This window comes from Symbioplanes lichenis (genome assembly GCF_030709675.1).
Lineage (GTDB): Bacteria > Actinomycetota > Actinomycetes > Mycobacteriales > Micromonosporaceae > Actinoplanes > Actinoplanes lichenis.
On sequence record NZ_JAUZQD010000013.1, the window covers coordinates 125524 to 139382 of the forward strand.

A 13859-nucleotide genomic window follows, 5' to 3' on the forward strand; every position below is an offset into this window, starting at 1 on the left:
CGATGACCAATCCGTTCGAGGACGAGAGCGCTCGCTACCTTGTGCTCGTCAACGACGAGGGCCAGCACTCGCTGTGGCCGGAATTCGCGGAGATCCCGGCGGGGTGGACGTCCGTCTGCGGACCGGACAGCCGTGACGTCTGCCTGGCCTACGTCGAGAGCCACTGGACCGATCTCCGGCCGCTGAGCCTGGTGCGGCAGATGCGGGAGGACGCGGCCTGAGAGCGCCACGGCCCGTTGCGGCGCGCCCAGGAGAGCTCCGGCCGGACGTTTCCCGGTCCGGTCGGCCCCCGGAACGTGTCCGCGGCGGCCGGGTGCGCCGGCGGCGTCCATCACAGGGAAGGCGACATGACTGACGAAGCGACCGGCGGGTGGTTCTCCGGCGACCCCGATACCGGTACCACCGGGCCTCGGCTCTTCTGCTTCCCGCACGGTGGCGGCGGGGCCGGTGCCTTCCGCCGCTGGAAGGCGGAGCTGGCGCCCTCGATCGAGGTCGTCCCGGTGCACCTGCCCGGCCGCGAGTCCCGCTTCGCCGAGCCGCTCCTGACGTCGGTCGCGGCGGTGGTCACCGCCCTGGTGGGGCCGCTGTCCGCCCGCGTACGGGGGCCCTTCGCCCTGTTCGGGCACAGCATGGGCGCCCTGCTGGCCTACGAGACGGCCGCCGCCCTCACAGATCGGGGCCTCCCGCCGGCGCACCTCTTCGCCTCCGGGCATCACCCGCCCCACCTGCCGCCGGCGACTCCGGCGATGCACGGCTTGCCCGACGCGGAGCTCGTCGCCCGGCTGGCCGAGTTCGGAGGAACGCCGCCGGAGCTGCTCGGCGATCCGGCGCTGATGGAGTTGCTGTTGCCGCGCCTCCGGGCCGACTTCGAGATCTGTGAGACGTACCGGTACGCGGCGCGGCCGCCCCTGCCCGTGCCGATCACCGTGTTCGCCGGCCGGGACGACCCGTCCGTCGACGTCGGCGAGCTCGGCCGCTGGGGCGACCTGACGACCGAGGGGGCCGAGGTGCACATCCTCGACGGCGGCCACTTCGGCTTCGCGGGTCCGGACGGGAACGGCGTTCTTCCGATGGTGGCGCACGCGTGGAGAGGAATCAGCCGGCGATGACGAATGCGGCCGTTCACGACGGGGCCGATCTGGGCGATCCCCACATCTACCAGACGGCGGACCGTTACCGCATGTGGGAGAGGCTGGTGGCGCAGGACCGGGCGGTCTGGAGCTCGCCGGGGAGCTCGCCCGGCGGATTCTGGTCCGTCTTCTCGCACCAGGCCTGCTCGGAGCTGCTCGCGCCGAGCGCACCCTTCACGTCCGAGTACGGCATGATGATCGGCTTCGATCGTCACCGGCCGGACAAGGCCGGCGGCACGATGCTGGTCGCCAGTGAGGGCAGCCGCCACACCCAGTTGCGCCGCCTGATCGCCCCGTTCCTGTCCCGGACCTCGGCCCAGTCGCTCGCGTCCTTCGTGGACCGTGAGGTGACCGAGATCCTGGCGCACCTGCGGGACGGGGAGAGTCCGGCGGGCCGGGACATCGCGGCCCACGTCGGATCCCGGCTGCCCGCAGCGGTGGTCTGTGAGCTGCTGGGCATCCCGGCGAGCGACCGCGATCTGGTCGTCGGCCTGACCAACCACGCCTTCGGCGGCAAGGAGCCCGCCTTCGCGGACATGGAGCCCTCGGAGGCGCATACGCAGATCCTCGGCTACTTCCTGGACGTCATCCTCCAGCGGCGCGACGATCCGGGCACCGACCTGGTCACCGCCCTGCTGACCGAAGGATCGCTCGACGACCGCGAAATCCTGATCAATTGCGACAACGTCCTGATCGGCGGGAACGAGACCACGCGCCACGCGGTGACCGGGTGCTTCCACGCCCTGGCTGAGAACCCCGCTCTCCTCCCCGCCCTCCGGTCGGATCCGGCGCTGATCCCGGTGGCCGTGGAGGAGATCCTGCGCTGGGTCTCGCCGGCGATGCATGTGCTGCGGGTGTCGACCCGGCCGGTCGTCGTCGCGGGCCAGGACGTGGACGAGGGTGTCGCGGTGGTGGCCTGGCTGCCGGCGGCGAATCGGGACCCCGCGGTCTTTCCCCGGCCGCACGAGCTCCGGCTGGACCGGCGCCCGAACCGTCATCTCGCCTTCGGGCACGGCCTGCACCACTGCCTCGGCGCCGCGCTGGCCCGGGCGGAGCTGACGGCGCTGCTCGGCGCGCTGGCCCACCGGCTGACCGGGGTGGAGCTGGCGGACCGGCCCCAGTGGATGAGTGTCAACCAGGTGCAGGGCTATCGGAGTCTGCCGGTGGTGCTGCACTGGAGATGACCAGGCCCGAACCTGGTGGCCACCTATCCGCGGATCTTCTCGGGGGCGAACGGACGATGACCGACGACAAGCAGTCACCACTCACCGGCGGGACCGTTCCGCTGAACCACAACCGGGACTTCGTCCGGTTGTGGCTGAGCCAGGCGCTGTCCGCCACCGGCTCGCGCGTCAGCTATCTGGTCTACCCCCTGCTCATCCTGGCCATCTCCGGTTCCACCGCGGCGGCCGGGGCGGTGGCCGGAACGGCCGCACTGGTCGAGATCGTGGTGCGCATCCCCGCGGGACCGCTGCTGGACCGGCTGGACCGCCGGAAGCTGATGCTGTGGACCGAGTCGGCGCGAGTGGCGGCCATGGTCGTCGCCGCGGTGGCGGCCGCCCTCGGCTGGATCTCGGTTCCGCTGATCTTCGCGGTGGCCGCGGTCGACGCCGGCGGCGCGGCACTGTTCGAGTCGGCCGAGCGCACGGTCCTGCGGCATATCGTCGCCCGGGACCAGATCACGGTCGCGAGCGCGCGCAACCAGGCCCGCATCTTCACCGCCGAGCTGCTCGGCCCGCCGCTCGGTGGCGCGCTGCTCGGGCTGGCCCGCGCCCTGCCCTTCGTCTTCAACGCCGTCGCGTACGCCACGTCCTTCTGCACCGTCCTCTCCATCAGGCGATCACTGCGGGGGGATCAGCCCGAGCGCCACGAGAATACCCTGGAAGCCTTCACCGCCGGGTTCTCCTTCGTCTGGCGCAAGCCCTTCCTGCGCGCCGTCGCCGTCGCCGAACCACTGCTCAACATGGCGTTCACGGGCACCATGTTCGTGATCCTCGTGATCCTGCACGACGCCGAGATCCCCGCCTTCGGCATCGGTGCCGCGCTGGCCGTCATCGCGGTGGGCGGGATCCTCGGCGCGATAGCCTCCCCGTGGATCGAGAGGCTGCTGGTCCCCCGGCTCATCATCGTGGTCCTGTCGTGGACGAGTGCGCTGATGGCGGCGCTCTGCGTGCTGCTCCCACCGGGCTACTGGGTGGTCGCCCCGATGCCGGTTCTCGTGTTCTTCGCCCCGGCCGTGACGGCGACCATCTTCGGCCACCAGACCGCGATCACCCCGGATCACCTGCACGGACGAGTAGTCACCGCCCTGGGGCTCTTCGCGACCGCCATGAACCCGATAGCCCCGCTGACGGCCGGCATCCTCCTCGAGCACCTGGACAGCCGGGCGGTGCTCGCCGTCTTCGCGGCCGTCTTCGTGCTGGCGTCGGTCGTCGTCACGTTCAGCAAGGGCATCCGGGCGATGGGGGAGGCGCCCCGGCCGGAGCACATGACCACCCGGCACTAGGTCGGCACGGAGGGATCATCGAATGGCAAGTGTCCAGGCGCGCGGGAAGGACCGCCCCCGGCTCGTCATCATGTTCGAGGAGGGTGCGGTCACGCCCGCCGAGATCGTTCTCAGCATCATCGACTGGGCCGACGTGCTGCTCGTCGTCGGCACCTCACCGTACGCCTCGGCGATGGCACCCTTCCTGCACGAGATCGCCGAAGCGGTCACCTGGGACCAGCCGCGCGCCGAGCTGCTCGCCCAGCTGCGCGCGTGGCGCCCGGACGGCATCACCACCTACGCCGAGAGAATGGTGGTGCCCACCGCCGAGGTGGCCGCCGAGCTCGGTCTTCCGTACCATTCCGTGCCCACCGCGAACCTGCTGCGCGACAAGTACCTGCAGCGCGTGCGCATGGCGGAGACCGGTGCGCAGCACACGAGATCGGTGTCGCTGGCCGGAGCCGGCCAGTGGCGGGAGGCCGCCGCGCAAGTCGGATTTCCCTTGGTCATCAAGCCCCGGCTGGGCGAGGGCAGCCGCCACACCCACCTGGTCGACTCGCTCGAGCAGGGCGAGGCGCTGTTGCGGGACGTGGCCGACCTGTACTCCGGGGCGTTCGTCGCGGAGGAGTTCATCGTCGGCCAGAAGCGACCGCCGTTCGGCGACTACGTCTCGGTGGAGAGCTGTGTGGTGGACGGGAAGATCTCGCACCTCGGTATCACCGGCAAGTACGACATCCTGCCGCCGTTCCGTGAACAAGGAGGATTCTGGCCGGCCCCGGTCAGCGCGGCCGAGAGGACCGGCATCCTCGATCTCGTCCAGCGGGCCCTGGACGGCTTCGCCCTGTCCACGGGTCTGATCCACACCGAGGTGAAGCTGACCGCCGGCGGTCCCCGCATCATCGAGGTGAACGGGCGGGTCGGCGGCCAGATCAACGACATGGCGATGCGCGCGGGCGGTGTCGACCTGGTCGAGCTCGGCGCACGCATCGCCCTGGGCCTGGACTGCGACGAGATCGTGGTCGCGGAACCGAGCAAGATCTACTTCCAGTACCACAACTCACCGCCCCTGGACGCCCGGCGGATCACCGGCGTCCGGGGGGCCGAGGCCGCGCGGAAGGTACCCGGAGTCACCTCCTACGAGATCTTCCTGCACCCGCCCGCGACCCTGGACGGCGACGTGATGACCAGGTGGATCGACGTGGTCCGGGGCGAAGCGAAGGACCACGACGACATGCTCACCGTCCTGGACGAGGTGAACGACCTGCTGTCCTTCGACTACGACACGGATTCCGGCGAGGTCACCCGGCCGGCGGTCTGGACCGAGCAGCGGGCGGCCACCCGGCGCTGAACCAGCCCGACCGGCGGCCCCGTCCCGTTCCCGTACCGGAGTTCCGGATGCCCGAACATGATTGTGGAGGAGAACCGACGATGAGCTCCGACCTACGCGAGCTGGCCGCCGTCTACGAGCGTGACGGGTGGTGCGAGCTGCCGTACAGCTTCACCCCGGCCGCGGTCGGGCTGCTGAACGACCGGGTGGCGGTGATCTCCCAGGAGACCAGGCCGGAGGTGGTCTGGGAGAAGGGCAAGAAGATCGTCCGGGCCATCCACGGCTGCCACCGCTTCGACGAGGTGTCCGCGGCGCTGACCCGCCATCCCCGGCTCGTGGCGCTGGCCGAGATGTTCCTCGGCGGCCCCGTGTACGTCTACCAGTTCAAGGTCAATCTCAAGCAGGCCCGCGAGGGCGCCGCCTGGCCCTGGCACCAGGACTACTCCTTCTGGCAGCGGGAGGACGGCATGCCCCGGCCGGACGCGGTGAACTTCGCGATCCCGCTGGACGCGGTCCACGAGGGCAACGGACCGCTGATCGTCATCCCCGGCTCGCATCGGCTCGGTCCACAGGACGAGTACGGGGACGGCGACGGTGCACCGGGCTCCGACTGGCGGCGGCACGTCTCGGCCGATCTCGCCTACGCGATCACCCCGGAGCGGGCCGGGAAGCTGACGTCCGAGCTGGGCACCCAGCTGATCACCGGCCCGGCCGGCGGCATCCACGCCTTCCATCCGAGCATCGTCCACTCGTCGACCGGCAACGGCTCGGCCGACCGCCGGGCCCTGCTGCTGATCACGTACAACGCGGTCCGCAACAGCCCGCCGCACCCCACCCGCCCGGAGTTCCTGGTGGACCGGAACACCACGCCGATCGTCCCGCGCGAGGACCACCGTCTCGAACTGACCGCCCGCTGAGCACGGTGCCGCCATGCGCGGAAGACAGGAGCAGAGCGCTGTGAGTGAAGAGTTCGACGGCCCGGCGCCGGAGCCCGTGGCGCTCGTCGAGGGCTGGGCGGCACGGTCGCCGCTGGCCGTCGCCGTGGTGTGTGGCGCGGAGCGGCTGACCTACCGGGATCTCAACACGCGGGCCAACCGCCTCGCCCGGCTGCTGATCCGCCGGGGCGCCGGCGGTGAGTCACTGGTGGGGCTGATGCTGCCCCGCACGGCCGATCTGCTCGTCGCCCTGCTCGCCGTGGCCAAGGCCGGGGCGGCTCATGTCCCGCTCGACCCCACCCACCCGGCCCGGCGCAACGGGCTGATCCTCGACGACGCGGAGCCGCTCCTGGTGCTGACGGCGGCCGGCCCGGCGGGTGTGCCCGACTGGCTGACGGGGCCGCATCTGCCGCTGGGCAGCCCGGCGGTCGAGGCCGAGCTCGCCACCCTGCCCGGCGGCGACATCGGTTCCGGCGAACTGCGCCGGGGCCGGCATCCCGGGCATCCCGCGTGGGTGCTGCACACGTCCGGCTCCACGGGGCGGCCCAAGGGCGTCGTCGTCCCCCGGGCGGGGCTGGCCAACATCCTGGCCGACTTCGGTGAGCGTCTCGGCGCCGGCCCGGACGACCGGTTGCTGGCGGTCACCACGCTCGGGTTCGACATCGCCGGGCTGGAGTTGTTCCTGCCGCTGGTCAGCGGTGGAACCGTCGTGCTGGCCACCGAGGCGGAGCAGCGTGATCCCATCCGCCTCGCCGCCGTGATCCGCCGGTCCGGCATCACGATCATGCAGGCGACGCCGTCGTTGTGGGACGTCATGCTCGAGAACCCGGCCCTCGATCTCTCCCGGGTGCGGGCCGTGGTGGGCGGCGAGGCGCTACCGGCCGCACTGGCGCGGCGGATGCGGGCGGCCGGGGCCACGGTGATCAACGCGTACGGGCCCACCGAGACCACGATCTGGTCCACCGCCCACGCCCTCGGCGACGAGGCGCGCGCCGGGGCGCCGCCCATCGGTACGCCCGTCCGGGGCACCCGCGCCTACGTCCTCGACGACCTCCTGCGGCCCGTTCCCGACGGGGCGGCGGGCGAGTTGTACCTGGCCGGGGCCGGGCTGGCCCGCGGGTACCACCACCGCCCCGGACTGACCGCCACCCGGTTCGTCGCGGACCCCTTCGGTCCCGGAGGTGACCGGATGTACCGGACCGGCGACCGGGTCCGGCGGGCGACCGGCGGCCTCCTGGAGTTCATCGGGCGCACCGATCATCAGGTGAAGATCAGCGGGCACCGGGTGGAACTGGGCGAGATCGAGGCCGCCGCCGGGGAACTGCCCGGGGTCGCCCGGGCGGTGGCCGTCGTGCGCGCGGACCCCGGAGGACACCAGCACCTGACGCTGTACGTGGTGCCGCTCCGCGACGGCGCGCTGGACCCCGGACGCATTCCCGGGTTGCTCGCGGAGCGGCTGCCCCGGCCCATGGTGCCGGGCACGGTGCTGACGCTCGACTCCCTCCCGCGAACCCCGAACGGCAAGATCGACCGCGCCGCGCTCCCGGATCCCGGCCCGGTGGCCCGGACCGGCACGGTCGCCCCCGCCTCGGCCGGCGAGGCCCGGGTGTGCGGTCTCTTCGCCGCCCTGCTCGGTGTGCCGCGGGTCGGGGCCACGGACGACTTCTTCGCGCTCGGCGGCGACTCGCTCCTGGCGATCCGCCTGATCGGCCGGCTCCACCACGAGCTCGGCGGGGACCTGGAGCTGAGCCGGTTCTTCGACGCGCCCACCCCGCGCGCGGTGCACGAACGGCTGCATCCCCCGCTCGTCTCCCGGGCGGGCCCGGAACCGGCCGAGCGTCCCGAGCGGCTGCCCCTGTCGTCGGCGCAGCGCCGGTTGTGGTTCCTCAACCGGATGGAGGGGCGCACCGCCACCTACAACATGCCGGTGCGCCTGCGGTTGCACGGCCCCCTCGACCGGCCGGCCCTGGAGTCGGCGCTGTCCGATCTGGTCACCCGCCACGAGCCGCTGCGCACCCGCTATCCGGAGGAGGCCGGCGAGCCCCGCCAGGAGATCGTCCCGCCGGCCGCCGCCCGGCCCCGGCTGCCCGTGACCGGGTGTGCGACCACCGCCGAGGCCGCGCGGGCCGCGACCGAATTCTTCGCCGCGGGCTTTGCGCTGGGCACGGACCTTCCCTTGCGTACGCGCTTGCTGCGCCTCGGCCCCGGCGAGCATGAACTGCTGCTGGTCGTCCATCACATCGCCTACGACGGCCTGTCGACTGCTCCGCTGATCCGCGATCTGCTCGCCGCCTACGAAGCGCGGCGGAAGGGTCTGGCCCCACCGGCCCGTGAGCTCGCGCTCCAGTACGCGGACTACGCCCTGTGGCAACAGCGGCACTTCGCCCACCCGGGTGAGCCCGGCAGCCCGGCCGGTGCGCACCTCGACCATTGGCGGTCCGCGCTGAGCGGGATGCCCGATGAGCTGGAACTGCCGTTCGACCGTCCCCGCCCGCAGCGGGCCTCGTACCGTGGGGGCACGGTCTCCCTGACGGTGGATCCCGGCCTGCACCGGGAGCTGGCCGAGCTCGCCCGGGGCGCGGGAGCAAGCCTCTACATGGCCCTCCAGGCCCTGCTCGGCGGGTTGCTCACCCGGCTGGGCGCGGGCACCGACCTGCCGATCGGCTGCCCGGTCGCCGGTCGCGACGACCCCGCGCTCGAAGACCTGGTCGGCTTCTTCGTGAACACGCTGGTGCTGCGCACCGACACCAGCGGCGATCCCGGCTTCCGCACCCTGCTCGGCCGGGTACGGGACGCCGACCTCCGGGCCTTCGCGCACCGGGACGTGCCGTTCGAGCTGGTCGTGGAGGCTCTGGCCCCGGCCCGGTCACTGGCCCGGCACCCGTTGTTCCAGGTGCTCCTGGTGTCCCAGGTCCCCGAACAGCGGACGTACCGGGTGGACGGGCTCGACGTGGAGTGGGACGAACCGTCGAACGGCACCGCCAAGTTCGACCTCTCCGTCAGCTACACGGAGCGCCGGGCGGCGGAGGGACAGCCGGGCGGCATCGACATCGCCGTCGAGTACGCGAGCGATCTGTTCGACCGGGCGACGGCCGAGCGCATCGGCGGATACCTCCTGCGGCTCCTGCGCTCGGCGGTGGCCGGTCCCGACGTGCCGCTGAGCCGGCTGGACATGCTCGGGCGCCAGGAGCGGCAGCTGCTCGAGGAATGGAACGACACGTCGGTCGGCGTCGCCCGCCGGACCCTGCCGGATCTGCTGGACCGGCAGGCCGGTCGGACGCCGGACGCCGTCGCCGTGCGCTACGAGGACGAACTCCTCACCTATCGGGAGCTGGCCGCGCGCTCCAACCGGATGGCGCGCCTGCTGATCCGCCGGGGGGCGGGGCCCGAAGCGGTGGTGGCGATCCGGATCTCCCGGTCGGTCGATCTGATCGTCGCGACGCTCGCGGTGATCAAGACGGGGGCGGCCTACCTGCCACTCGACCCGGACTACCCGTCCGATCGCATCGCCTACATGCTCGCGGACAGCCGGCCCGTCTGCGTGCTCACCACCGCGGGAACGGCCGGCGAGACGCCCGGGGACCGGCCCCGGCTGGTGATCGACAGCCCGGAGACGAAGCGGGCGCTCGCGTCCCTGCCGGACACCGATCTGCCCGACGCCGAACGGACGCTGCCGCTGCGGCCGGAGCACCCGGTCTATGTGCTGTACACGTCCGGGTCGACCGGTCGCCCCAAGGGGGTGGTCCTGCCCACCCTGGCCATGGTCAACCTGCTGGCGTGGCACGCCGGGACGATGGGCGGCGGCGTGGGCCGCACCACGGCCCAGTTCGCGAACCTGAGCTTCGACGCGGCCGCGCAGGAGATCCTGTCGGCCCTGACGTCCGGCAAGACCCTCGCGGTGGTGCGGGACGACCACCGGAAGGACGCGGAGCAGTTCGCCCGGTGGCTGGGCCGCATGGGGGTGAACGAGCTGTTCGCCCCCACCCCGGTGGTGGAGGCCCTGGTCGACGCCGCGCAACGGCTCGGCTCGGACCTTCCGCACCTCGCACACGTGGCCCAGGCCGGGGAGGCGCTCATCCTCGGCCCCGCGCTGCGGCGGTTCTTCGCCCCGGGCACCGGGCGGCGGCTGTACAACTACTACGGCCCGACCGAGACCCATGTCGCCACCGGCTGTCTCGTCGCCGCCGGACACCTGACGGGTCCCGGCCAGCCACCCATCGGCGGGCCGATCGGGAACACGAGGGCTTACGTGCTGGACCAGAGGCTCGTGCCGGTGGCGCAGGGCGTCGCGGGCGAGCTCTATCTGGCCGGCGACCAGCTGGCCCGCGGCTATGTGAACCGCCCGGCGCTCACGGCCGCGCGCTTCGTGGCCGACCCGTTCGGCGGACCGGGCAGCCGGATGTACCGGACGGGCGATCGGGTCCGCCGGCTGCCCGGTGGCGCACTGCAGTTCCTGGGCCGCACCGACTTCCAGGTGAAGCTGCGCGGATTCCGCGTCGAGCCCGGGGAGGTGGAGGCCGTCCTCGCGGAGCACCCCGAGGTCGTGCGAGCGGTCGTGCTGGTCCGCGAGGATCGCCCGGGAGACAAGCGCCTGGTGGCCTACGTGGCCGGGAACGAGGACGCCCGGCTCGACCCGGCCGCGCTCAGGCAGACCACGGTCCGCCGGCTTCCCGACTACATGGTCCCCGCCGCCGTGGTGGTGCTGCCGCGGATTCCGCTCACCCCGAACGGCAAGGTGGATCGCGCGGCGCTGCCGGCCCCGGTGTTCGCCACCGGGGCCGGCGGCCACGACCCCGCCGACGAGCGGGAAGCCGCCCTGTGCGCGATCTTCGCCGACGTCCTGGGCCTGCCCCGGGTCGGCCCGGCCGACGACTTCTTCGCGCTCGGCGGCCATTCCCTGCTCGCCACCCGCCTGGTCAGCCGGATTCGCGCCGAGCTGCGGTGCGAGGTGGACATCCGGGACCTGTTCGAGGACGCCACGGTGCGGGGGATCGCGAGCCGTCTGACCCCGGACGCGGCCCGGCCGGCTCCTGTCACGCCGGCCGGGGGTGACCGCGACGAGGGCGATGCCTCCACGCGTCCGGCGACGGGCACGAGCGGATCAGCGGACGAGACCGGGGACAGGCGCTACCCGGTGACCTTCGAGCAGGAGTCGATGTGGCTGGAGGAGCAGGTCGCCGACGGCGGCTCCGCACTGCTCGAGTCCTGGGTCTGCCGGCTGCGCGGGCCGGTGGACGTGGCGGCCGTGACGTGGGCCCTCACCGAGGTGGTCCGGCGGCAGGACGCCCTGCGGACCCGTCTGGTCCTCGACGGCGACGCACTGTGCCAGGTCGTCCGGCCGGAGCCGGAGCTGGTGCTGCACCGGCTGTCCTGCACCGAGGAGACACTCGACGCGGAACTGCGGCGGGCGGTCAGCGTGCCGCTCGATGTCGAGGAGGCACCGTTGCGAGCCACGCTGCTGGAGCTCGCTGCCGACGATGTCGTCCTGGCCGTGGAGTTCCATCACTCCGCGATCGACGACTGGTCGTTGTCACTGCTGGAGCAGGAGTTCGGGGAGTTCTACCGGGCGCGGGTGCAGCGTCGTCCGCCGCAGCTCGCGCCGCTGGCCCGGCGGATCGGCGACTTCGCGGTGGACCAGCGGGCGGCCGGTGTCGATCCGGTCCAGCTGGCATGGTGGCGCGACCGCATGCGGGACGCGCCCGAGCAGGACGCGCTGCCGCTGGACCGTCCGCGGCCCTCCGAGCCCCGGCACACCGGGGGCCGGATCGACGTGCTGATCCCGGACGAGCTGGCGCGGACCGTACGCGAGTTCGGCCGGGAGGCCCGCGCGACGCCCTTCGCCGTGTTCGCGGCGGCCCTGACCGTCTTGCTGGCCGGTCACAGCGGCCGCTCCGACGTGGTCTTCGGCGTGCCGGTGTCCCGGCGCGGCGCGGCCGACCTCGAGCCGGTGATCGGCTGTCTCACCACGCTCCTGCCGCTACGGCAGTCCGTGCGCGCCGGTGAGTCGTTCGCCGCCCTGGTCACGGCGACCAAGCGGCTGATCGCGGAGATCGTGGCCCACCGGGACACGCCTTATCCGGCCCTGCTCCGGGCCGTCGGGCGCAGCGCCGACCTGAGCCGGACCCCGCTGTGCCAGCTGGCCCTGGTGGTGGACGACGCGCCACGAACCCCGCTCGGGTTGCCCGGTGTCGAGGCCGTCCGGATCCACCCCGCCACCGGGATGTCCAAGTTCGATCTCAACCTGTACCTGATCTCGGAGCAGTCGGGCTATCGGGGCTTCCTCGAATATGCGGACGAGGTGCTCGACCGGGGCACGGCCGAGCGGCTGGCCGGCGCCTTCGTGGCCCTGGTGGGCTCGGCGACGGCCGAGCCGGACCGGAGCGTGACGGAGCTCGCCCGGGACCACGGTGCGACGCCACCGCCGCGGCCGGTGACCCCCGGGCCCGGACCCTCCGGCGGCGAGCTCGAGCCCGTGCGGGCACCTCTGAGCGGGGGACCACGATGAACGAAGTTCCGCGTAATCGGCGACTGCTGGAGTTCGGCACCACCGTCTTCAGCTCGATGTCGGCGCTGGCCCGGGAGACCGGTTCGATCGATCTCGGCCAGGGTCTCCCGGACACCGGCGGCCCGCCGCTGCTCCTCGAGGCCGCGGCTGCTGCCGTCCGGGCCGGCCGCGGCGGCCAGTACCCTCCGGACATCGGCGTTCCCGAACTCAGGGGGGCCGTCGCCCGCCATCGGGAACGCCATCACGGCATCCGGTACGACCCCGAGGAAGAGGTTCTCGTCACCGCCGGCGCCACCGAGGCGATCGCCGCCGCGATGCTGGGACTGCTGAACGCGGGCGACGAGGTCGTCATGCTCGAGCCGTACTACGACTCCTATGCCGCCTGCATCGCGCTGGCGGGGGCGAAGCGGGTGCCGGTGACCATGCGACCGCCCGACTTCCGGCTCGACGTTCCCGCGCTGCGGCGGGCGGTCACCCCGCGCACCCGGCTCCTGCTCATCAACAGCCCGCACAACCCGACCGGAGCGGTGCTCTCCCGGGCCGAGCTCGGCGAAATCGCTGCGATCGCACGCGAGCACGATCTCGTCGTCGTGACCGACGAGGTCTACGAGCACCTGCTCCACGACGACGCCGAGCACGTTCCGCTGGCCACCTTGCCCGGCATGCGCGAGCGCACGGTGTCGATCTGCTCGGCCGGCAAGACGTTCTCGGTCACCGGGTGGCGGATCGGCTGGGTGTTCGCCGAGCCCGGGCTGCTGGGTGCCGTCCGGGCGGCGAAGCAGTTCCTCACCTTCGTCGCTCCCGGCCCCTTCCAGCACGCCCTGGCCGACGTGCTCGACGTCCTCCCGGACAGTTACTACCGCACCTTGCGGACGGACCTGCAGCGCAAACGGGACCTGCTGAGCGCGGGCCTCGAAGCGGCGGGGCTCACGGTCTACCGGCCCCGCGGCGCGTACTTCGTCACCGCCGACATCGGCGCCCGCGACGGCATGGCGTTCTGCCGGGAGCTGCCGGCGGCCTGTGGTGTGGTGGCGATCCCGTCGGCGGTGTTCTACGACGACAAGGCGGCGGGCCGATCGCTGGTCCGGTTCGCCTTCTGCAAGAGGGACGAGGTTCTCACGGCCGCGGTCGATCGGCTGAGGTCCCTGCGGCACCGGGTACGGGCCGGCGGATGACGCCCGTGTCACGGCCCGGTCTGTGCGGCGATCCACAGCTCGCGCTCGACGTCGGTCGGCGGGCTCGGGTCGAACCGGTCCGGGTGGCCCGGCGGCAGCACCGGCGCCGGTGACGGCCCGGCGCCGGCCGGGTCCGGGAGCTGGTGAACGAGCAGTGCGAAGGGCGGCAGCGGCAGGGCGGGGGCCAGGGCCCACCCGACGGGGGCCAGAAGCCGTACCGACCATCGGAGGAGCGTCGCCGGCAGTCCGGCGAGCCGTCGTCTCAGCTCTGCCACGGAACACCACCTTTCTCCGGCGGTGGA

9 protein-coding genes are annotated in these 13859 nt (G+C 72.7%); 8 read left to right on the plus strand and 1 reads right to left on the minus strand.

What is annotated here, in order from left to right:
- Positions 1-2 precede the first annotated feature (2 nt).
- The 8 genes from RAN62_RS29045 to RAN62_RS29080 all read left to right on the plus strand — a co-directional run bounded on the left by RAN62_RS29045 (position 3) and on the right by RAN62_RS29080 (position 13557).
- Positions 3-221 (plus strand): MbtH family protein, encoded by a 219-nt coding sequence (locus RAN62_RS29045; RefSeq protein ID WP_305787979.1) that lies wholly within the window; start codon positions 3-5, stop codon positions 219-221.
- 126 nt (positions 222-347) lie between these two features.
- The gene (locus tag RAN62_RS29050; RefSeq protein ID WP_305787980.1) at positions 348-1109 is read left to right on the plus strand and encodes a thioesterase II family protein; all 762 of its coding nucleotides are present in this window, start codon (positions 348-350) and stop codon (positions 1107-1109) included.
- Positions 1085-2314: a cytochrome P450 gene (locus RAN62_RS29055; protein WP_305787981.1), complete on the plus strand. Its 1230-nt coding sequence runs from the start codon at positions 1085-1087 to the stop codon at positions 2312-2314. The genes RAN62_RS29050 and RAN62_RS29055 overlap by 25 nt, the downstream gene beginning before the upstream one ends.
- 56 nt (positions 2315-2370) lie before the next feature.
- Positions 2371-3636 (plus strand): MFS transporter, encoded by a 1266-nt coding sequence (locus tag RAN62_RS29060; RefSeq protein WP_305787982.1) that lies wholly within the window; start codon positions 2371-2373, stop codon positions 3634-3636.
- 22 nt (positions 3637-3658) lie between these two features.
- The gene (locus RAN62_RS29065) at positions 3659-4963 is read left to right on the plus strand and encodes an ATP-grasp domain-containing protein (protein ID WP_305787983.1); all 1305 of its coding nucleotides are present in this window, start codon (positions 3659-3661) and stop codon (positions 4961-4963) included.
- Between the two features lie 80 nt (positions 4964-5043).
- Positions 5044-5859 (plus strand): phytanoyl-CoA dioxygenase family protein, encoded by an 816-nt coding sequence (locus tag RAN62_RS29070; RefSeq protein WP_305787984.1) that lies wholly within the window; start codon positions 5044-5046, stop codon positions 5857-5859.
- A 40-nt stretch (positions 5860-5899) separates the two neighbouring features.
- The gene (locus RAN62_RS29075; protein WP_305787985.1) at positions 5900-12382 is read left to right on the plus strand and encodes a non-ribosomal peptide synthetase; all 6483 of its coding nucleotides are present in this window, start codon (positions 5900-5902) and stop codon (positions 12380-12382) included.
- The gene (locus tag RAN62_RS29080) at positions 12379-13557 is read left to right on the plus strand and encodes a pyridoxal phosphate-dependent aminotransferase (protein ID WP_305787986.1); all 1179 of its coding nucleotides are present in this window, start codon (positions 12379-12381) and stop codon (positions 13555-13557) included. Before RAN62_RS29075 ends, RAN62_RS29080 begins: the two co-directional genes overlap by 4 nt.
- A gap of 8 nt (positions 13558-13565) precedes the next feature.
- Here the strand turns inward: RAN62_RS29080 and RAN62_RS29085 are convergent, their stop codons facing one another.
- Positions 13566-13832 (minus strand): hypothetical protein, encoded by a 267-nt coding sequence (locus RAN62_RS29085; RefSeq protein ID WP_305787987.1) that lies wholly within the window; start codon positions 13830-13832, stop codon positions 13566-13568.
- Positions 13833-13859 lie beyond the last annotated feature (27 nt).

Bases quoted from the DNA above. Each gene is read 5' to 3' on its own strand.
- RAN62_RS29045 (WP_305787979.1), top strand. From the start codon at position 3: ATGACCAATCCGTTCGAGGACGAGAGCGCTCGCTACCTTGTGCTCGTC.
- RAN62_RS29050 (WP_305787980.1), top strand. From the start codon at position 348: ATGACTGACGAAGCGACCGGCGGGTGGTTCTCCGGCGACCCCGATACC.
- RAN62_RS29060 (WP_305787982.1), top strand. From the start codon at position 2,371: ATGACCGACGACAAGCAGTCACCACTCACCGGCGGGACCGTTCCGCTG.
- RAN62_RS29065 (WP_305787983.1), top strand. From the start codon at position 3,659: ATGGCAAGTGTCCAGGCGCGCGGGAAGGACCGCCCCCGGCTCGTCATC.
- RAN62_RS29070 (WP_305787984.1), top strand. From the start codon at position 5,044: ATGAGCTCCGACCTACGCGAGCTGGCCGCCGTCTACGAGCGTGACGGG.
- RAN62_RS29080 (WP_305787986.1), top strand. From the start codon at position 12,379: ATGAACGAAGTTCCGCGTAATCGGCGACTGCTGGAGTTCGGCACCACC.